We start from the raw sequence: 19,932 nt of genomic DNA, 5'->3' as shown, positions 1-19,932 counted from the left end.
TCTAAAGTTGCCTCTACAGGAATATTGTATGTTTTCATATAAAAATCTCCTTTAATAATTTTATAAGACAAATAAGCTAAAATATTTAAATATTACTTTTAAGTATCTATAGCACCTTAAAGTACGTACTTTTTATTGTGTTAAACATGTTTCATAATAGCATACGTAAACAGCAGATGAGTAGTACGGCACCAAAAAGTACCTGTATTACTTTTTAGTATCTATATCACTTTAAAGTACGTACTTTTCATTATGTAAAATACATTTCATAATAGCATTTGTAAGAGTTGAGTAAGTCATGAAGTATTAGAAATTACCTGTACTTTAAAGTGAGTATTTTTATCATACATTTTGTCAGACGATGAAATGACATGTTTTCATTTTCACATCCATTCACAATGAATAAATAATTTTCAAATATATTTTAGGAGGATATCTATAATGAGTAAATTACTAAAAGAAAAAATCGGGTTTGGTACAGCACCACTAGGAAATATGTACCGTAATATCCCAGAGGAAGAAGCAATCGCTACAGTGGATGCTGCTTGGGAGAATGGCGTTCGTTACTTTGATACAGCTCCACTTTATGGATCTGGATTAGCGGAAATCCGTCTTGGTGAAGCACTGTCAAAAGAAATCGTGATGATTACTTTTTAAGCACCAAAGTAGGTCGAACGATTTCAGATGAACTAGAAGATCCATCTGCACGTGATTTAGGTGAAAAAGGCGGACTTTTCGAATTTGGTCGCAAAAATAAAATGATCAATGACTATAGCGCAGATGCAACACTTCGTTCTATCGAGCAAAGTTTGAAACGTTTAAAAACAGATCGTCTAGACTTTGTTTTCATTCATGATTTAGCACAAGACTTTTATGGTGATGAGTGGATTTCACAATTTGAAACAGCTCGAACAGGAGCATTCCGTGCGCTAACACGTTTACGTGAAGAAGGAGTTATTAAGGGCTGGGGGCTTGGAGTAAACAAAGTAGAATCAATTGAACTTATGCTTGATTTAGAAGAAGCGAAACCAAATATATCCTTACTAGCTGGTCGCTATTCATTATTAGACCACGAACGTGCATTGCAACGAGTAATGCCTGCAGCTGTAAAGCATAATATGGATATTGTTGTTGGTGGCCCATATAGCTCAGGTATTCTTGCTGGAGGCGCTCACTTCGAATATCAAAAAGCATCGCCAGAAATTATTGCAAAGGTTGAGAAAATCAAAGCTCTTGCAGATCGTCACGACATCAGCATCAAAGCTGCTGCATTACAATTTTCACTAGCAAATCCAGCAGTTGCTGCCGTTGTTCCTGGTGCAAGTAAACCGGAACGAATTGTAGAAGACCAAAACGCCTTAAATACAGTAATTCCAGCAGCATTCTGGGAAGAAATGCGCGAACAAAAACTAGTAGCACCTAATGCACCACTACCAATCAACGTAAAATAATAATGAAACTTTAATCAGTGGGAGCATCCCCCACTGATTATTTACCCGTAAATACCGGGATGAAAAGGAGCGTAATGAATATGGCACATACTACTACATCTATGGAAATTTTTTCTTCACCGGAACAAGTATGGCAATTAATCGGAGGTTTCAACTCCCTTCCAGACTGGTTACCTTATATACCTAGCAGTAAATTAACTGAAGGCGGTCGTGTACGTCATCTAGCTAATCCAGATGGCGATACAATTATAGAACGATTAGAAGTATTCAATGATAAAGAGCGCTACTACACGTATTCAATCATGAATGCACCGTTCCCAGTCACTAATTATTTATCTACAATCCAGGTTAAAGAAGGTACTGAAAGTAACACATCGTTAGTAGAGTGGTCTGGTACGTTCACTCCTGTTGAAGTTAGTGATGAAGAGGCAATTAATCTGTTTCATGGCATTTACAGTGATGGACTGAAAGCATTGCAGCAAGCATTTCTAGATTAATTCATATAATTGATTGAGACGAAAAAGTAAATTAACAGTCAAATATTCGATTTTGTGGTTAAGTTCATTATGAAAGATAAACAAATACAAATTTCATGCCTGCTTGTTATTGACAAGAAATAAAAAATACTACCTCCAAATGGAAGGTAGTATTTTTTTATTAATCAGGAAAAACAATTAATCCCTCTTCTTTTTCCTCCTGTTTTAAATCTTCTTCTGGGAAGGTTACAGTTGAATTTTTATCACCTGTTCTTTTTGTTTCTTCACCTGGAAATACGAAAGTTGAATTTTCTTTTCCTTCATTTTTTTCTACGTTATCTGGAAATACCATAGGATCATTGGTAGTCAAATCACTATGAAATCCAAGGTTAGACAAAATCGCTTTTAAATCTGGTAAAACCCCTATTTTATCAGATGATGGGTTATTAGACTTTGTGCCTGTATTAGGATTACTTAAAATTGCTCTCAATTCTTTTGGTGTATATGCCTTACCTAAATGTTCTTTAGCAATCCCTTGAATCGATACAGCAGCCCCAGCAATTATAGGCGAAGCGCTAGAAGTACCACGGAAATTAGAAGTATAACGATTAATTATGTTCTGATCTGTAACTTTTTGTCCTTTACTATTTTGATTTTGATATGTATCTAATGTATCAACATACTCTCCCCAACCATATACATCAATTCTACTACCATAGTTAGAGAAAGCTAAACGTTTATGAGGAACTCTTGCAGTAGATGCTCCAACTATAATAGCTCCTGAATCTTTAAAGTCTGGACTATTTCGATTTAAAATCTGCTTACCATTACGGTCTTTAAATTCATCTAAATCAATCCCACCATTACCAGCTGCTTCTACAATAATAATGCCTTTATCTGTACCTTTGCGAATTGCGTTAAATATACTCGGGTATACTTCTACTGGTAAAGGGTCATCTCCATATCCATCATATTTAAAGGATTCTTCTATTAATAAAACATCTCCAGCCTGTAAAGAATCTACGGCACTTAAAATAGCATCTCTTACATCGATTCTCCCATTATCTCGGATCACTGAAATTACTTTTGCCTTTGCTTTTGGTGCAATCCCAATGTTCCCAATTCCATTGTCAGCTGCAGAAACAACACCTAGAACTGAAGTACCGTGAGAAAGATCATTACTCATTTTTCCAGACATAAATTCAATATTTTGACCGACTAAATCTTCATGATTTAATAACCAGCCTTCTTCCAAATCTACAAAAGTTGCTCCCTGACCATTTCCTCCTTTAATTCCCCAAGCATAAGGAGCATTAATTCCTAAAGGTGCCTCTTCAAGATATCCCTGTCTCGAAAATCTAGGTTCATCATAAGGATTGACTGATAATACAGGCCCTCTCGAGCCAGTTGTTGTGTTTATACTCTTATTAGAACGAACTTGTATTTTACTAGAATCGTTATTAGCAGCATGTACTATATTTGTTACAAATGTCGTACCTACCCCAGCAAAAGTTGTAATTGCAAGTGATGATATCAACATACCTTTAAAATTTTTCATTTTTCCACCTCTAGTTTTCTATTAGAAATAACATATTTCATAATGTGTATGAACCGAAAAGCATTTTATCTTATTATAAAAATTAATAGATTTTTATAACTTTTTGATTTACATAAAAACTCCCTTCATTCTTGTAATTCAATGTGTACATTTCAAAATAACAAACTTACCGTAACTATTATAGTTACACCTTTATTGATTTTCAACTACGAAATATAAATTTTTAAAAATAAATTTATATTACTTTAAAACAGAACTCGCCTTTTAAGCACATAAAGTGAAACTTTAATCAGTGGGGTTTTTGTTCATCCCCCACTGATTATTAGCCCTCACCAATGGGGCGTTTACGGACAGTTAATGCGGGATAAAAACGCAAAATATCTGTCCAAATTACAGCGATCAATAAGTTTATGGACTGCGAAAGAAATACGAAAAAGCAAAGCACTAAGTGCTTTGCTCCTTATAAAATCCCTTTTAACTTTTCACCAATTAACTTCGCTACATACTCATAACCTTCTGGCCCAAAGTGTAACCCATCTTTTTCATCATTTTCTACAAACCTTTTATAATCCCGTTCTTGAATCATTTCAGCGAATACGTTTAGAAAATAACTTCCTGTTTCCCTCGCCACTTCCTCCACCACGTCTGCATACTGACCAAGTACTCTATTTGTTCTGTTATGCTGTCTTTCTTCATCAACTGGTGCAGGACTAATCAGTAGTACTTTATTTGATGAAATTTGGTTCACAATCTTCTCTAAGTTTTCTTTATATGCTTGTAATGACACTTGAGAAAAAGGGACTGCATCATTCGTACCAAGAAAAACTGTTACGAAATCTGGTTTATATGATATTACATCTTCTTCAATTCTATTTAACGCATCAAATGTATTATCACCTGGAATACCTGCATTCACTATTTTCCAGTTCGGAAACACCTCTTGCAAACGTGGTGTTAATCTCGGCATTCCATTAAAAAATGTTTCATCAGCTGTAATACTATCTCCAAAGCATACTAACGTTTTCATTAAGCTATTCTCCTTTTACGTATGAAACAACTTTCCTTCTATTGCTTTTATATATCTTTCAGCAGAACGTTCAACTGCCTCATTTGCATTTTCTTTTACTACTCGATGAAAAGCGTTGTATAAACGATTAAACTGTAACGGCTTCACTCGATTCACCATTTCTTCCACTTTTCTCGCTGGTAGTGGAATTAAGTTTGGATAGCTGTACATGAAGCTTACCCACCTTTCATCCGCTACAACTTGAATAATATCACCTGTTAACAAAATCCCTTTTCCATCATTACCTTCTTCCCAATGTAAGACAGATCCACCTTTAAAATGTCCCCCTAAACGATGAATGACTAATCCATCAGCTAATTGTAATGACTCTCCAGACCAGTAAATAATACGACTACTCGGGCGCATTACCCACTCTTTATCATCTTCATGTATATAAATTGGTACATCAAATGTCTCCGCCCATTCTACCTGCGTTGAATAATAATGCGGATGAGACAATGCAATTGCATCTAATCCACCAAGCTCTTTTATCTTCTCAATTGTCGTTTCATCTAAATACGTAATACAGTCCCATAGTAAACGATATGACTCTGTTTTCACTATAAATGCAGTTTGACCGATCGCAAATCCTGGTTTTGTCGTAATACTATAAAGTCCCTTTTCCTCTTCGATTATTTCATTTTTATATGTATCACCTGTTTGTAAGCTTTCTAGTGTCGTCCAAGATTGTCCTTTTTGGTTAACATATTGCCTCTCTTCATCACAAATATGACAACTCACCGGTTCTTCTACACTCGCTGCATACTGCACACCACACGTTGTACAAACGAAATTTCCCATAATAATTCCCCCTATCCCTATTTCTTTATTAAGCTGACTTTTGTTGATAATGATCTGCTTTTTTATTTTCAATTAACAAACTTATAAAAGTAAGTAAATAGACAACTGTAACCGATAATGGAATTACAATAAATCCTTTTTCTGCAAAAAGAATCCCACAAACTGACGTTACAAATACAGTCCCTACTGACAATAAACCATAACTTTTACTTTCATAAATCCATACGTACGGAATAAAATGAACACCTATTAACATCGCTACTACAAAAGGTAACCATTCTGGAAATTGAAAATAGGCAAGTAATACAAGTGGAATATTCAATACATTTATCCCACCAATTAATCCTGCCAAAACCCCTAACGGATTTCCTTTCGCAAACATATCAATTTTCAATATAGCAGCTATCATTAAGCCAAAAGGAAACACACAGCCCATACCGATTAAATATACCCACACCACTTGTTTTTCAGAAAGAACAAATCCCGTTATACTCATAACTATCCAAAATAAAACGCCGGCTAATATAATCGGTAAGCCTCTCTTCGTTTTTATTGCTAAATCCTTTTTCGCTTCTGCAACATTCATTTCACTATCTCCCCCAAAAATATTTGTGCTATAAAGCCGGCTTAATTTCACCCATCCAATAACGCCAAGCTATTAAATAATCTTCTAAATCTTTCGGGTGGTGTCTTAAACATGTGTCTATACGTAAATATAATCCTATGACTATTTCTTCATATAAATCACAGTCTTTTTTATGAAATACACACTGTTTCATCGCATAATTAATTGTTTCTTTTGTTAAATTTTCCGGAGTTGAACAAAACGCGTAAATTAAATCGTATATAGGATCTCCTAACACTGGTAAAGGATCAATTACACCGTGCAGTTTATTCTCTTTAAATATAAAGTTATGAAATCCAAGATCACCATGCAATAAAAATGGCTGATTTATTCCAGCATCCCTATTTGCTAAATTAAGAACCGTTCTATACTCTTCTTCACTTATGTAACGTCTTACATTTTCATGAGCTTCTATCACATTTGTTGTTAAAAATTCACTCCAAGATTGAAGCAGATTTTCTTTCCATCCCCAGCCATCAACCTCTGTAGCCACTTCATACTTATTGATAACTTCCTTTACAAGTTTACAAAGAACACTCCGTTTATGGCCTAGTTTGCAAGACGTTGTGCCCTCAAGGAATGAGTAAACAATATAGCGATTTAAAGGTTCCTTATATAAAAGCTTTGGAAATAATTCGTCCTTTTTATAAAACTGAAGAAAATAAGCTTCTTCACGTATGACATCCGATTCATTCAACTTTACAACGTATTGTTCATCCAACAAATATACAGTACTTGTCGTTCCCCCGTTTAATGCTTTTACGCTATTTGGATAATGTGAAATAACTTTTTCCTTAATTAGTTGTGCAGTGATTATTGAAATTTCCATTCTCTCACCCTTTAATTCGGAAGATTCCCTTAATTTAAAAGACAAATTTACTATTATTTGACAAACGTGAGGGGAATCCTGCCAACCATCCTAATATAGCAAACAACAATTTTATTTTATTACAATGGCTTTCTTCAATATTCCATCATATAGTTCATTCCATTTATGGTAATGTGATGTGATTTCATCACTCTAAATGCTCTTCATATACTCTAATAATTTCTATTGCCGGGTCTCTGTCTTGTAATTTATGAGCCAAACTTTCTACACCAAACACTTCTGTAAAAGTATGACTGCCTACAATTAAATTAATCCCTTTAAATTTCGCATGTTGCACTGTATATAATGTTTTTTCACCTGTTATGTACGTGTCACATCCTTTTTCTAATGCACGTTCAATTAAATTTGTATTGTTTCCTGCACCGGTTAAAATCGCAATCCGTTTTACTGGTTTATCATGATTTCTCCAGCTCTTCACTTTCTCTTCCATTTTTTCTTCCAGTTTTCCAACTAAGTTTGAAAAAGGAATCGCTTCTTTATATTCTCCTATTCCCGGTAGTTCTTCTTCCTCATACGTGGAATATTCTAGTATTGTATCTATCCCAATTCCGTTAAATAACGACGTACACGTGCCAAACTTTACAAAATCTAACGGCAAATGAATCCAAAAATGATTCATTTCATATTGCTTCAATTTCTCAATACAAGCCTTTTCCATACCAAATAAAAAACTCCACGGCGCATGATATGTAACTATCATATCGACTCCATTTTTATACGCTTCTTCAATCGTCTCTAATGTCAGATTTGTTGTGTAACCGATTTTGTGAAATTCATCTTTACTTATATGAGTAAAACCATATTCATCATCGCCATATTTGTGAAGATGCTCTTCAAATAATGATGTTATCTGTTCGTTAAACTGCGTTATATTCATTTTATTTCTCCTTTCATTTACTTTTATATTTCAAAAATAAGGAAATACTAAATAACAACGTTACATACATATAGGAGGACACCATGAAACCTGAATTTTTAAAAGCTGTACATGATGCTATCGGAAATGTCGAACACATTCATATAGAAGAAAGCGGTGCTGACAGCTTACTTATCCATCATGATGATGCACAGCAGTTACAACAAGTTGCTGTGGCGTTAGAAAATAATAATTTCCGCTCCGCTTTAAGAACAACCGGAAATGCTTCGTACATTGAAGTATTGAACAGATAATGAAAGTCCGGATGTATTCCGGGCTTTCTTTTTTATCTTGCTATTCACCGGGCAGTAAAACCCCCACTGATTAAAGTTTCACTTTATATTGAAACTTCAAACTCTTTCACATACACCGCTGTTCCAGCAATATCTATTTGTAACTTCTCGTTTTCTATCTCTTTCGTTACATAAACAGTTACACGACCATCTTTATTTATTTCCTGTCCTTGCTCAACGATTAAATCCAATTCATGTTCAAAATCTTTCTCTAAATACTCCGCATAATACGCTCCCATTACACCTGAAGCTGTTCCTGTCACTGGATCTTCAATCGTCCCAGCGTAAGCTGATGAAAAATGACGGCCGTGCATTTGTGCTAGTTCATCATAAGTTTCTAGACAAATTGGGTGAATAGAAGCATTAGGTATTTCTTTTAATACTGATGGAAATGCAGCATTATTAGGTTTCATTCTCTCGCATGCATTAAGATTTTTAATCGGTACAATTACAGTCCAATTACCAGTACTTCCATATACAATCGGTAAACTTACATCTAAATCATTTATTTCTAAACCAATACTATGAGCTAATTTTTCTTTTGAACCTGTAAATTCTTTAAACTGAGGTGCTGCCTGTCTCATTTTAATAAAGGTTTCTCCATTTTTATTTACACCTATTTGTATCGGTAAAATCCCAGCCTTCGTTTCAATCGTAAGGTTACTTTTCTCTTCTAATAAACCTTTTTCGCGCAAAGCATATATCGTCCCTACTGTCCCATGACCACATAAATCCATTTCAAAACCAGGTGTAAAATAACGCATTCTTATATCTCCTACTTCTGAAGAAAGAACAAAAGTTGTTTCGTTATATCCAACTTTTTCAGCAATAATTTGCATTTTCTCTTCCGTTAATCCATCTGCTTCTAATACAATACCTGCTGGATTTCCCTTATTTGGTTTATTCGTAAATGCGTCGTAATGAAATACGTTTATAGTCTTCATTTTCTTTTCTCCTTATTTGTTCATTTCTTTATTTTTATAATAAATAAGAAAATCCATCCACTTACCATTCTCTAAAGAAAACGCCTCTCTCTCGCATTCAAAAGAAAAACCTGATCGTTCCGCAAGACGAACGGATGGCTCATTATCAACATGTATATGTAATTCAATTCTATGAAAATGAAGACTATTATAAAATAACGATAACGCAGCTTTCACGCTTTCTATGCCATATCCATTTTTCCAGTATTGATTATGTATGGAATACCCCATCATCGCCCATTGGTAATCCATTCGTAAAATTTTTATCAGCTCTAGCTTTCCAATATTAGCTCCGTCTTCTTTACGAAAAATGCCTAATACATACATCTCATCTCTATGTGCTGCTTCATCAAAACCTCTTATCCATTCCGTGAACCATGCTTTTGTTGATGATACCAGAACTTGATAGCCATCGTCATATTTATACTGCGATGGCAGTCTCTTATTAAATCCATCTAACCAACTTTCGTAATCATCTTTTTGAAATGGACGGATAATGAGTCTATCCGTCTCTACTTCTAATAACGGTAGCTTCATTTAATTTCATCCCTCGAATTATTAATTGAATATTCTTTATTATCTTACACGAAATACAAAATCTAGTAAATTATTATGTTTTTGATACATAAAAACCCAGTCATGCTTTATACATAACTGGGTTCTCCATCGTTTCATAATTTTCTATTTCATAAGAACTACATCTCGTAATTCCCTCTTCAACACTTTTCCTAAAGCATTTTTCGGTAATTCTTCTATGAATACCACTTCTGGTATTTTGTAACTGGCTAATTTCTCCTTACAATACTGAGTAATACTTTCTTCTGTTAATGTTGTTTCGCCATCCTTCACAATGTAAGCTCTTGGAACTTCTCCCCAAAAGTCATCTGGAACTCCAACTACTGCAACTTCTAAAACACCATGTAGTTCATGAATAACATCTTCTACTTGATCTGGATATACATTGTCACCACCGCGTATGATAACATCTTTATATCTTCCCATAATATGTAGGAATCCGTCGTCATCTATCATGCCAGCATCACCCATGTTAAACCAATTATCTTTCACTACCTTCTTTGTCGCCTTTTCATTATTCCAATATCCTTTAAACATGTATGGACTTCTTACATGAATCTCTCCGACTTCATTTGTTGTTAGTTCATCACCTGTTTCTGGATGAACAATTTTCACCTCTACATGTTTCAGTGTTTTTCCTACAGAAGACATCTTTTCTTTTCCCATCATTGGATGCCATGAGGTTACAACCCAACCTTCTGTACTGCCATAGCCTTGCACCATATATATTCCTTTTTCCATATATTTTTGAATGAGTGTTTCTGGCACTTTTGTACCACCGCTTTGTGCTACTTTAAAGGTTGAAATGTTACGTTCTTTTTTATTTAGCTCATCAAGCATGTAACTATAAACAGCTGGGAACGCAAGCATCGTAGTAATTTTCTCTTCTTCAATCTTATCCCAAATAATAGCAGGATTCGAATCAGCTAAGAAAATCATCGTAACGCCATGATAAATACAATTTAAAATAGAAAGCACGCCACTCATATGGAACAATGGATGCACGGATAAAAAACGTTCACCTGCTGGGATTTCTCTTTGGCCCGCAATTTCAGCAAAATAATGATGCAAGTTTTTATGTCCAATTACACATGCTTTCGCCTGTCCAGTCGTTCCTGAAGTAAATAAGTAAATGGCATCGTCTTCTTCATGAACTTCTACGTTCGGTTCTGACGTTGGCTGTTTTTGCAACTCTAATTCAAATGAACCAAAGCCTTCTTTTGTCGTTTGAATTACATAAGGGATTTCTTTAACAGCATCAATCTTTAATAATACTTCACTAAATTCTTCATCAATAACTAATACTTTTAATTTCGCTTCTTTTACAATCGTTTCTAATTCATAAGCAGTAAGCTGATGATTTAGCGGAATACATACCGCTCCAATTTTTAAACTTGCCATCATAACGCTTGGAAACGGGTGATTATTTTTGCATAGTATTCCTATACGGTCTCCTCTTTGCACACCATTATGTAACAAATAATGTGCAAGCTGATTTACTCGTTCATTATACTGCTGAAACGAATACCTTTTCTCTCCGCCTACAAGCGCTTCCAAATTTGGTGATTGCATTGCTCTTTTTTGTAATAATTTTTGCATCGTTCTCAAGTAAAACTCCCCTTTATATATGTTAGGTTTTTTATTTTACCAGATTAACTATTAATTTACTAAAGATTACACTTAGTGAATATAAGAAGAATATAAAATAGCCATTTACTTCACAAGTAAATGGCTATTTTTCATTATATATTAGAATACTTCTTGTTCATCACATATTGCACATATTCAGGTGCACTTTTATCAATCTCTTCATCACTTAGTTTATATTCTGCACCATATAAATAAAAGGAAGGTATAAATTCCATACCTGTATATAAGCATGTAGCTTGGAATGGTTTCGTCAACTCATCCATTGTAATCCCACTATTTTCATAGTCTTTTTCTAATCCACCTATAGAAATAGCTACACCAAATTCTTTTCCCTTCACTTTATCTCCTTGTGATCCGTATGCAAACCCATATGTTAATACATCATCGAACCATTTTTTCAATAAAGGTGGTGAGCTGTACCAGTAGAGAGGAAATTGAAATATATATCGGTCATGTTCTACTAACAGCTTTTGTTCCTCTTCCACATTAAACTCCCAATTCGGTGCCACTTTATACAATTCATGCACCGTAATTTCATCCGAATATTTCTCAAGTTCTTCAATCCATCTTTTATTAATTTTTGATTTTTCAATATCAGGATGTGCTACAATTACAAGTGTTTTCATCATTTTTCATCCCCTTTATAAATTATTCAACCCTTTACGTATTAGTATGAATGAGTCACATATAATTGAAAAGTACGTACTTTAAAGTGCTATAGGAACCTTAAAGTACCTGTGGAGGTGTTATATGAATCAAAATGATGACTGCCCAATTGCAACGACACTCGATGTAATCGGCGGAAAATGGAAAGTTCATATTTTATGTGTCTTAATAGATGGAAAAATGCGAACAAATGAAATCCGACGAGAAATTCCAAACATTACGCAAAAAGTTCTGACTCAACAACTTCGGCAACTTGAAGCTGATGGAATTATCCATCGTACTGTATATCAAGAAGTTCCACCAAAGGTTGAGTACACAATAAGCGAATATGGGAAATCTTTAATGCAAATTATGGATGAACTATGTGAATGGGGAAAAGATCATCAATTGAAAAGATTACATGACTAAAAAAACATTACCGTCTTTATTAAATCTTCTACATTCATATTAGTAGTTCAATATTTTTACTGAAATTTTATATTAGAGGGACTCCAACAACTCGTAATTTAGAACCCCAAATCTTTCAGAAATAAAAAACAATAACATTCATCTATAAATACTCTTTATAACAAAAGTATCTTATACTTTTCACCTTATATTTTGCTCGGACACTTTTTATTAATTGAACCGCATCCTAGTTGTTAGACATATAGTCAACAATTTGAGATGTGGTTTTATTAGTCGAATAACAGCTCTCATCAACTTTAATAATCATGACTGCAGACAAAATACTTTGCAAAGAGTTCCTGTACAAGGTGATTTTTCACATAGACTTACCAAATAGCATTTTTATAAAAAACTTCTCACATTTAAATTGGACAAGCATATTTTATTATATGAGGACTCCCTACTCATAGAAAACTACCTTTCTATTCTAAGAGCGCGCATATTTGTGTGCTCTTAAATTATTTACAATAAAATAAAGAGTTTATTAATTTTCTTAATTCACTATCGGAAAAGTACCCATAATAATATCTTTATATTTATCTATTTTTTTTTGATTTTTATAAAACTATATTATTTTGGAGTTGGTTAATACGTTACAAAAAACTGACCGTGTAATCATTATGGTCCCTCCATTTTCACAAGTGTTTGTTACATTTTACTCATCATCAGGAGCACTTCTTTCATCACAAGTCTTATCTAATACCTCTCCACACCCTGTATCAATGTATGCACTTAATGAAATTGAAAGCGAATTATTTGAAGTCGAGTTAAAACCACTACTACTTCATTAAAACTACGAATAGCGGAAAGACCTTTACAACTCCCATATGGAACTACAGCAGTAGCATTTTTAGCAAAAATAGCACAAGCAGAAGAAGCTGCAGAAACGATATATAGCTTTAACTACACACTTACTATGTAGACTTCTCCTAGGAACTTCATTTTAGTTTCCGAAGAAACTAAAATGAAGTATAATTATATATGTACAATAGATACCATTAATCTATTTACAATTTTTCACATTAGCTCTTAAACAATTAAATAAATGGAGGGCATGATATGGACAATTATTATGATGTAGCGGTAGTTGGTGGTGGTCCAGTTGGACTTATGGCAGCATGTGAATTAGCTATCCAAGGCGTAAAAGTTGTTGTTTTAGAGAGAAGATTAGACCGGGTACGAAATTCTAGAGCACTCACACTACACCCTCGTTCCTTAGAATTGATGGCTATGAGAGGTATTGCAGATAGATTTTTAGCTAGAGGACAGAAATTAAATACAAGTCATTTTGCTGCCTTAGATACAAGATTAAACTTTAAAAATTTAAATACTGATTTTCCGTATACACTTTTTATTCCCCAATCTATTACAGAAGAAATATTAGAAGAACATGCATTAGAATTAGGCGTAGTCATTAAACGCGGGCATACTCTGAAAGACTTAAAACAATATGAAACATTCGTACAACTAGAAATAGAACAAAGAGAAACAATATATAAAATAGAAGTTCCATATGTAATAGGAGCTGATGGAGCAAGAAGTATAGTTCGTGAATTATCAAATATACCGTTTAATGGAACAAACACAACAACTACCGCTATATTAGGTGATGTTATTTTAGAAGATATACCAGATAATCCATTTTTATCTACTTCTAATATAAATGGGATATTAATGATGGTACCTATTACACCTGATGTATTTCGTTTTGCAATTATTGACCCTAAGAATCAGACAATACCTGTTCATGTTGCTGTTACAGAAAAAGAGTTTATAGATAGTATTTATAGTATTACAGGTAAACATCTTCAAATTAAGAGCACAATATGGCTTTCTCGTTTTGGCAATGCAACCAAACTAGCAAATACTTATCAACATAAGCGTGTATTCTTAGCTGGGGATGCAGCACATATTCATTTCCCTGCTGGAGGACAAGGTTTGAATGTAGGTCTACAAGATGCTTTTAATATAGGATGGAAATTAGGACTCGCAATAAAACAAAAAAAATATGAAAGCCTATTAGAAAGTTATCATATTGAAAGACATGCTGTGGGAAAACAATTTTTCAAGGAAGTACAAGCGCAAGAACAATTAATGATAAACTTTTCAAACGCAGGAATGGAATTGAGGGATTTATTTTCGTACCTACTTACATACCCCGAGATAAATCAAGATTTATCTGAAAGAGTAAGTGGCTTAGGGATAATGTATTCGTCGATGCACGATATAGAAAGGCATCCATTGATAGGAAAAAGATATACAAACCTCACTATTTCTTCTCTAAATAAGAAAAGTTATAAACTCTTTGAATTAATGCAGGATGGTAAATTTATTTTATTAATACACCCTACTTATATAGATAAGATAAATAAAATAAATATTGATTCACACATAAAGGTGATAATAGGAGAAATACAAGATTCCAAGTTAAAAAATATAGATACCGTTTTGATTCGACCGGATGGTCACATAGCCACCATTGAGTATACCAAGATAGATAACTGCGAATAGTCCGGAAAAATAATCATCCATTGTATTAGTGATACAAAATAAGTTCACTTTTATAAAACGAAAAGAATCCTATTTATTTAGGACTCTTTTCGTTTTGCCCATCTCACTATTTATAAAAACATATCTACAAGGGAAGAAACACTATATTTACAGTTAACTATAAAATCCCGTTCCAAAGGACTACCCAAAACTCCTCACCTATATACTCCCATGATCAAAAATATTTGTCTCTATTTCATATAAAGTATGAAAAGCATCCATAAAGATAAAGCACCAAGGATAGCAAGCACTATACGAGTAGATAGTACTCTTACTTCAAAATCGGTTTTCTTGGATGGTTCAGGATATGCAATTACATAAATCCCTTTTAATAGTGCGAGCCATGCAATAAGTGTAATGAGTCCCTGCCAATTAAGTGTCCAAACATTATGTAAGATAACAGTACCTAACCCGAGGAAAATTGATAGAAAGCCATACATAATTCCAAATCCTCTGTCTTCTACCACTAATTTTTTCAGTTCACGTAGTATAGATGGTCGTACAAAAAGTATTCCTGAGATGATAACCGTTATCCACCCCCAAAAAAATCCTAAAAAAAGGCTTACCTCCATTGTTACTCCACTCCTTTCAATTACATTTATATTTCAGTTATTTTCCCTTTAGTATTAGATCTATAGATAAAAAACTAAAAATGTAACTTTGGAGTAAAGTCGTACTCTTTATAAAATATTTCATGTGTACATAAATAATCCTTCACCTTACTAATTTTTAATAAAATAAGCTAATTAAGAAGTATAACAAATTAATAACCACCCTACATACAACTTATGTTAGTAAGAAAATCACATGCACTTATACATATTACTTTTGTATAAAATCTTAAAAATTGTAGTCAAAGAATTACTTTTGCATCCTCTTCTTAATGTCTAGACAATCAGTATTTAAACTAAACATGCTAATATTGATTTTGTGCGATTGTCCGTTACCTCATAATAAATTTCTAATCCTTTCCGAGTACCTGTAACCATTTTAGCAGCTTTTAGTTTAGATAAATGTTGACTAATTGTACTTTGAGGCATTTGTAAATCCCCATACATTGTTGTTACATTAGTAGGGCCTTTTGCAAGCATTATTTTTACTAAAGATAGACGAACGGGATGCGCCAATACCTTTAACACCTCAGCAATTTCTTGAAACATTTCTTTTTTTTCTCTCATCTTATTTCTCCCCTTTTATATACATATTTATGTTATCCATATATATAATTCGAAGGTATATGCGTTTTTATGTCCGTCATTTTAAAAAAATATAAAAAAACTTTAATCCGAAACTAAAGGAGAATCTTAACATAATGTCTCACCACTACTCTATATTCAACTTACTAAAATCAATAAAAAAAGAGCAGATAGTCTGCTCTCTTATGATGCCTCCTTATGTTCCGTGGAATGTTTAACACTCCCCATTCTCTTTAGTTTATTCCATCCTACCGCTACTCCTCGAAGCGATGAACATATAGATTTAATGACAACATAAGTCATAAATTGACGATAAATAAAGCGTTGTAAAATTAACCACACTAACGGTTTAGGGTTCTCTTCCTCTAATTTAAATGCAAACAGAGATGCGAGCAGATCTAATAAAAAGAATACAAAATAAAATCCTAAAACTTTTAGCGGATCGCTACCAAATAGCCCCATGATCATTAATATATCCGCTAAAGGAGCAATGAATTGCAGAACATATTGGAATAACCACATGTTAGGCAATACAATAAACCCTAATGTTTTATGTTTTGAATTACACAAAGCTTTTCGATGTTTCCAAAGACATTGGAGCGTACCATATGACCAACGATACCGCTGTTTAATAAGACTTTTCACATCTTCAGGTGATTCCGTAAAAGCATACGCTTTTTCTTCATATACAATTCTATGCCCTTGACGTAAAAATGTAATAGTAAGATCCGTATCTTCTGCTAATGTATCTTCGCTTAAATATCCAGATTCAACTACATTCTTCTTGCGCCACGCCCCAATAGCTCCTGGAACAACTGTAATACAATTTAACTCATCAAAAGCTCTACGTTCTAAATTAAACCCTGTAATATACTCAACATGTTGCCAAGTAGTTAACAAATTTCGTCTATTCCCCACTTTAACATTACCTGAAACTGCTGCTACATTCTGATCTTCAAAGTGTCTAATCATTAGAGAAATGGCGTCTTGCGCAATAATAGTGTCCGCATCTAAAGTAACAATGATTTCTCCTCGCGATTGTTGAAACGCTAGGTTCATTGCCGATGATTTCCCGCCGTTTTCTTTCTGAATGAAACGAACTTTAGAGTGTTTATAAAATGTTTCTTTCATTACTTTTGACGTATCATCTGTCGATCCGTCATCCACAACAATAACTTCAAATTCTCTATAATTACTATCCAAAATTGAGCGAATCGTCTTAGCTATCACCTTTTCTTCATTATATGCCGCTATGACAACACTAACAAAAGGTTGATATGACGAATTAATATAGCGAGATAGCGTTTTTCTTTTCTGCTTCCATGCAAAATAAATTAAGAATAAGAATCGAAAAATCCCTAATCCAATAGCAACATAAAAAATAGTTGTTAATATATGTTTAAAGTATCCTGCCCCTGAAAAGACAGCTTTATTGTAAAGTAAATATTGCTTCCCCTCTGAAGAAACAGGAGGCATAATTTCCTCTCGTTCTTTATTCATTAAATCCGAGATTGTTACAAAACTATATCCATGCTTTCTTAGGTCTTTAATAATGATTGGGAGCGCCTCTACTGTATGGGTACGATTCCCTCCCGCATCATGAAGAAGAATAATATTTCCCTCTCCCTTATAAACGGGATTAAGAGCACGCTTTACTAATTCATTTGTTGATGGTGTTGCCCAGTCTTCGGGATCCACTTTTTCTGCTACCATTGTATAGTTCATATTTTGTGCCCGTAAAATAGGCACTATTTCATTTGAGGAATCCGGGTTAGCATCCGCTTCGTATGGTGGCCTAAACAAAACTGTAGAATGCCCAGTTATTTCCTGGATCAGACGTTGCGTCGTATTAAGTTCTACTTTTGTTCGTAGTAAAGACGTATCAGCTACGTTAGGATGCTTGAAAGTATGATTGCCAATTTCATGCCCTTCATCGTATATTCTTTTTACAATACTAGGATTTAGTTGTGCGTTTTCACCAAGAACAAAAAAAGCAGCTTTTATTTTATTCTCTTTTAATATATTTAAAATTTCTGGCGTATATTTCGGGTCTGGTCCATCATCAAATGTTAATACTACTTGTTTCCCTTTCGGTTTTCCATATCGTTGCACTTCGTATGCAGATGGTAAGGATTGATATACTTCATCTGTAAGATAACCATCTTTGCCTACTTTAAAATCTCTCAATCCATTTTTTCTTTCATTCTCAATCTGTAAAATTTCACCTTGTCCAGAATAATTTACTTCATCTAAACTATTGATTTTATGTAATACATTAGGATTTTTTTGTGCCTCAATAGGATTTTTTAAAACTTTCCATATTGTAGGATCTTCTGCTCCCAATCTCCATAACGCAAACCCCTTTGCATTGTTGTCCATTGCGATTTTCACTTGATTATAGAGAGTAACACCGTCTAAGAACCATGCAGTATGTTCTTTCTCTCCTGTTTTATATCTAAAATAAGGATTTCCACTCATGTTATCCCATTGAATTTTCATATTTGAATCATGAGCCATTGCCATAACTTCTGAGAAAGTTAAAGACTTCGCAGCTTCTTTACTATTCACTTCCCAATCATATCCATAGTTACCGAAAGCAACTATAAGCTTATTAGACGGAATATTCAGTTCTTTTAATGTATGTTGGAACCATTTATTTGAAGCAATTGGTCCTGGTTCCCCGGCTCCATAGTGCTCATCGTACATCATTACAATCATTCGATCTATTATTTTTGCTAACGCACTATAATCAAAAGCCTTATCATTAGCTGGAACATCTTGTGTAACGAGCAAATCATGTTCATGAAATTCCGTAGTAAGTTCTTTCATAAAATTTGTTAAGTTTTCTCTATCACTTTCAGGTACGGCCTCAAAGTCAATATTAATACCTGAAAACTGATTCTTTTTAACTTGGCTTACTAAATCATTAATAAATTTCGTCTTCACATCATTCGGCGAATTCAGTAACTTATGGATAAGCTCACTATCAGGGCCAGAAGCTTTTTCTGTATAGTTAGTAAGTAACGGCATAATTTTCACATGATTTTTTTTTGCTAGTTTTACTATCTCAGGTTTTATCTCACTTCTAATCGTTAAATCTTCTTTTAAATGATACCATTCTGGTACTAACGTGGTTAATGAATCGATATTTTCTTTTAAAGAAGCGGTACTATTTTCATCCCAGTTTACATAAAAACCATACACTTCTTTAGGTTGTTTACTATCCTTCGGCGGATTTACCAAATTTTCATTATCCTTCGTTCCGGTATTTGGGTTAAATTCTTCCTTCTTTAGCTGCTGATCACTAAGTTTTTGATTAATTGGTACCAGTTTAGTATCTTGTTGTACAGCGGTATTCATATTTGGAATTTCTGGTGTTGAAAAAATACTTTGAAAGAAAAAATAAAATACAACACTTACACTAACTATTGAGATACATAGAAACCAAATAAAGGCTATGTTTCTCCTTCCTTTCGGATCATAAAAAACAGGTTTTTCTTTATCTTTCTCTTGTTGAATGTTTTTCTCCATTATATTTTTCACATACTCCTTCTTAATAGAACTATAGAATAATAAAGTGCAACTTTAATCAGCCCTCACCAATTGGGCATTTACAAGCAGCCCAACTCCCACCTAACTTCTTTGCCCAAGCCAAATTTTGAGATGGGAGTTTTACTGCCCACAATAGCGAGAGAAATCCTTTTAGCTTTGAAATGAATCTCTCACTTCCATATTCTATTGATTCTTCTTTTCATTCCCTTGCTGGTGGCCTCTATTTTCTTGTTGAGA

General features: G+C 33.8%; 17 protein-coding genes and 1 pseudogene. 5 read left to right on the top strand and 13 right to left on the bottom strand.

All coding sequences use genetic code 11. From position 1 onward, the window contains the following. Window positions 1-441: 441 nt before the first annotated feature. Both MR167_RS25050 and MR167_RS25045 read left to right on the top strand, forming a co-directional pair. Window positions 442-1,451, top strand: a pseudogene (locus tag MR167_RS25050) (aldo/keto reductase). An 80-nt stretch (window positions 1,452-1,531) separates the two neighbouring features. Continuing rightward, the gene (locus tag MR167_RS25045) at window positions 1,532-1,948 is read left to right on the top strand and encodes an SRPBCC family protein (RefSeq protein WP_000951538.1); all 417 of its coding nucleotides are present in this window, start codon (window positions 1,532-1,534) and stop codon (window positions 1,946-1,948) included. Window positions 1,949-2,108: 160 nt separating this feature from the next. On the opposite strand, the gene MR167_RS25040 is transcribed toward MR167_RS25045, so the two are convergent. From MR167_RS25040 to MR167_RS25015, 6 genes are all read right to left on the bottom strand, one after another. Continuing rightward, complete coding sequence (locus tag MR167_RS25040) at window positions 2,109-3,485, bottom strand: S8 family peptidase (protein WP_242315773.1); 1,377 nt, start codon at window positions 3,483-3,485, stop codon at window positions 2,109-2,111. A 460-nt stretch (window positions 3,486-3,945) separates the two neighbouring features. Continuing rightward, window positions 3,946-4,512: an SGNH/GDSL hydrolase family protein gene (locus MR167_RS25035; protein ID WP_000855216.1), complete on the bottom strand. Its 567-nt coding sequence runs from the start codon at window positions 4,510-4,512 to the stop codon at window positions 3,946-3,948. A gap of 15 nt (window positions 4,513-4,527) precedes the next feature. Beyond that, entirely contained in the window at window positions 4,528-5,352 is an 825-nt protein-coding gene (locus MR167_RS25030) for an MBL fold metallo-hydrolase (protein ID WP_242315771.1), read from the bottom strand. A gap of 28 nt (window positions 5,353-5,380) precedes the next feature. Next, the gene (locus MR167_RS25025; RefSeq protein ID WP_001099747.1) at window positions 5,381-5,938 is read right to left on the bottom strand and encodes a DUF7010 family protein; all 558 of its coding nucleotides are present in this window, start codon (window positions 5,936-5,938) and stop codon (window positions 5,381-5,383) included. A gap of 28 nt (window positions 5,939-5,966) precedes the next feature. Continuing rightward, a complete protein-coding gene (locus tag MR167_RS25020; protein WP_000406146.1) occupies window positions 5,967-6,806 on the bottom strand; it encodes an aminoglycoside phosphotransferase family protein in 840 nt (279 codons plus the stop codon). A gap of 187 nt (window positions 6,807-6,993) precedes the next feature. Further along, a complete protein-coding gene (locus tag MR167_RS25015) occupies window positions 6,994-7,743 on the bottom strand; it encodes a Nif3-like dinuclear metal center hexameric protein (RefSeq protein ID WP_242315769.1) in 750 nt (249 codons plus the stop codon). An 83-nt stretch (window positions 7,744-7,826) separates the two neighbouring features. Here MR167_RS25015 and MR167_RS25010 point away from each other — a divergent pair, with 83 nt between their 5' ends. Further along, the gene (locus MR167_RS25010) at window positions 7,827-8,036 is read left to right on the top strand and encodes a hypothetical protein (protein WP_000801655.1); all 210 of its coding nucleotides are present in this window, start codon (window positions 7,827-7,829) and stop codon (window positions 8,034-8,036) included. 83 nt (window positions 8,037-8,119) lie between these two features. Here the strand turns inward: MR167_RS25010 and MR167_RS25005 are convergent, their stop codons facing one another. The 4 genes from MR167_RS25005 to MR167_RS24990 form a co-directional block, all read right to left on the bottom strand. After that, window positions 8,120-9,019 (bottom strand): PhzF family phenazine biosynthesis isomerase, encoded by a 900-nt coding sequence (locus MR167_RS25005; RefSeq protein ID WP_000849331.1) that lies wholly within the window; start codon window positions 9,017-9,019, stop codon window positions 8,120-8,122. A gap of 12 nt (window positions 9,020-9,031) precedes the next feature. Beyond that, window positions 9,032-9,595 carry a GNAT family N-acetyltransferase gene (locus tag MR167_RS25000; RefSeq protein WP_000775342.1) on the bottom strand — a complete coding sequence of 188 codons (564 nt, stop codon included), beginning with the start codon at window positions 9,593-9,595 and terminating at the stop codon, window positions 9,032-9,034. A 144-nt stretch (window positions 9,596-9,739) separates the two neighbouring features. After that, on the bottom strand, window positions 9,740-11,242 hold the full coding sequence (locus MR167_RS24995; protein ID WP_001259943.1) for a class I adenylate-forming enzyme family protein: 1,503 nt from the start codon (window positions 11,240-11,242) through the stop codon (window positions 9,740-9,742). 134 nt (window positions 11,243-11,376) lie between these two features. Further along, window positions 11,377-11,910, bottom strand: coding sequence for an NAD(P)H-dependent oxidoreductase (locus MR167_RS24990; RefSeq protein WP_002082441.1), 534 nt, complete (start codon window positions 11,908-11,910; stop codon window positions 11,377-11,379). 124 nt (window positions 11,911-12,034) lie between these two features. Here MR167_RS24990 and MR167_RS24985 point away from each other — a divergent pair, with 124 nt between their 5' ends. Beyond that, a complete protein-coding gene (locus MR167_RS24985; protein ID WP_001072962.1) occupies window positions 12,035-12,358 on the top strand; it encodes a winged helix-turn-helix transcriptional regulator in 324 nt (107 codons plus the stop codon). 1,098 nt (window positions 12,359-13,456) lie between these two features. Beyond that, the gene (locus MR167_RS24980; RefSeq protein ID WP_242315767.1) at window positions 13,457-14,908 is read left to right on the top strand and encodes an FAD-dependent oxidoreductase; all 1,452 of its coding nucleotides are present in this window, start codon (window positions 13,457-13,459) and stop codon (window positions 14,906-14,908) included. Between the two features lie 230 nt (window positions 14,909-15,138). Here the strand turns inward: MR167_RS24980 and MR167_RS24975 are convergent, their stop codons facing one another. From MR167_RS24975 to MR167_RS24965, 3 genes are all read right to left on the bottom strand, one after another. Then, window positions 15,139-15,519 (bottom strand): hypothetical protein, encoded by a 381-nt coding sequence (locus tag MR167_RS24975; RefSeq protein ID WP_000453955.1) that lies wholly within the window; start codon window positions 15,517-15,519, stop codon window positions 15,139-15,141. 330 nt (window positions 15,520-15,849) lie between these two features. Continuing rightward, window positions 15,850-16,125: an ArsR/SmtB family transcription factor gene (locus MR167_RS24970; RefSeq protein WP_001208312.1), complete on the bottom strand. Its 276-nt coding sequence runs from the start codon at window positions 16,123-16,125 to the stop codon at window positions 15,850-15,852. A gap of 201 nt (window positions 16,126-16,326) precedes the next feature. Then, window positions 16,327-19,674, bottom strand: coding sequence for a trifunctional glycoside hydrolase family 18/polysaccharide deacetylase/glycosyltransferase family 2 protein (locus tag MR167_RS24965; protein ID WP_242315774.1), 3,348 nt, complete (start codon window positions 19,672-19,674; stop codon window positions 16,327-16,329). Between the last annotated feature and the right edge of the window lie 258 nt (window positions 19,675-19,932).

This window comes from Bacillus cereus group sp. BfR-BA-01355 (genome assembly GCF_022663675.1).
Classification (GTDB): domain Bacteria; phylum Bacillota; class Bacilli; order Bacillales; family Bacillaceae_G; genus Bacillus_A; species Bacillus_A thuringiensis_S.
This window is presented reverse-complemented; position numbering and strand designations above follow the sequence as displayed.

What these genes read in the sequence shown, in the direction of transcription:
- MR167_RS25045 (WP_000951538.1), top strand. Translation starts at nt 1,532, where the DNA reads ATGGCACATACTACTACATCTATGGAAATTTTTTCTTCACCGGAACAA.
- MR167_RS25040 (WP_242315773.1), bottom strand. Translation starts at nt 3,485, where the DNA reads ATGAAAAATTTTAAAGGTATGTTGATATCATCACTTGCAATTACAACT.
- MR167_RS25035 (WP_000855216.1), bottom strand. Translation starts at nt 4,512, where the DNA reads ATGAAAACGTTAGTATGCTTTGGAGATAGTATTACAGCTGATGAAACA.
- MR167_RS25030 (WP_242315771.1), bottom strand. Translation starts at nt 5,352, where the DNA reads ATGGGAAATTTCGTTTGTACAACGTGTGGTGTGCAGTATGCAGCGAGT.
- MR167_RS25025 (WP_001099747.1), bottom strand. Translation starts at nt 5,938, where the DNA reads ATGAATGTTGCAGAAGCGAAAAAGGATTTAGCAATAAAAACGAAGAGA.
- MR167_RS25020 (WP_000406146.1), bottom strand. Translation starts at nt 6,806, where the DNA reads ATGGAAATTTCAATAATCACTGCACAACTAATTAAGGAAAAAGTTATT.
- MR167_RS25015 (WP_242315769.1), bottom strand. Translation starts at nt 7,743, where the DNA reads ATGAATATAACGCAGTTTAACGAACAGATAACATCATTATTTGAAGAG.
- MR167_RS25010 (WP_000801655.1), top strand. Translation starts at nt 7,827, where the DNA reads ATGAAACCTGAATTTTTAAAAGCTGTACATGATGCTATCGGAAATGTC.
- MR167_RS25005 (WP_000849331.1), bottom strand. Translation starts at nt 9,019, where the DNA reads ATGAAGACTATAAACGTATTTCATTACGACGCATTTACGAATAAACCA.
- MR167_RS25000 (WP_000775342.1), bottom strand. Translation starts at nt 9,595, where the DNA reads ATGAAGCTACCGTTATTAGAAGTAGAGACGGATAGACTCATTATCCGT.
- MR167_RS24990 (WP_002082441.1), bottom strand. Translation starts at nt 11,910, where the DNA reads ATGAAAACACTTGTAATTGTAGCACATCCTGATATTGAAAAATCAAAA.
- MR167_RS24985 (WP_001072962.1), top strand. Translation starts at nt 12,035, where the DNA reads ATGAATCAAAATGATGACTGCCCAATTGCAACGACACTCGATGTAATC.
- MR167_RS24980 (WP_242315767.1), top strand. Translation starts at nt 13,457, where the DNA reads ATGGACAATTATTATGATGTAGCGGTAGTTGGTGGTGGTCCAGTTGGA.
- MR167_RS24975 (WP_000453955.1), bottom strand. Translation starts at nt 15,519, where the DNA reads ATGGAGGTAAGCCTTTTTTTAGGATTTTTTTGGGGGTGGATAACGGTT.
- MR167_RS24970 (WP_001208312.1), bottom strand. Translation starts at nt 16,125, where the DNA reads ATGAGAGAAAAAAAAGAAATGTTTCAAGAAATTGCTGAGGTGTTAAAG.
- MR167_RS24965 (WP_242315774.1), bottom strand. Translation starts at nt 19,674, where the DNA reads ATGGAGAAAAACATTCAACAAGAGAAAGATAAAGAAAAACCTGTTTTT.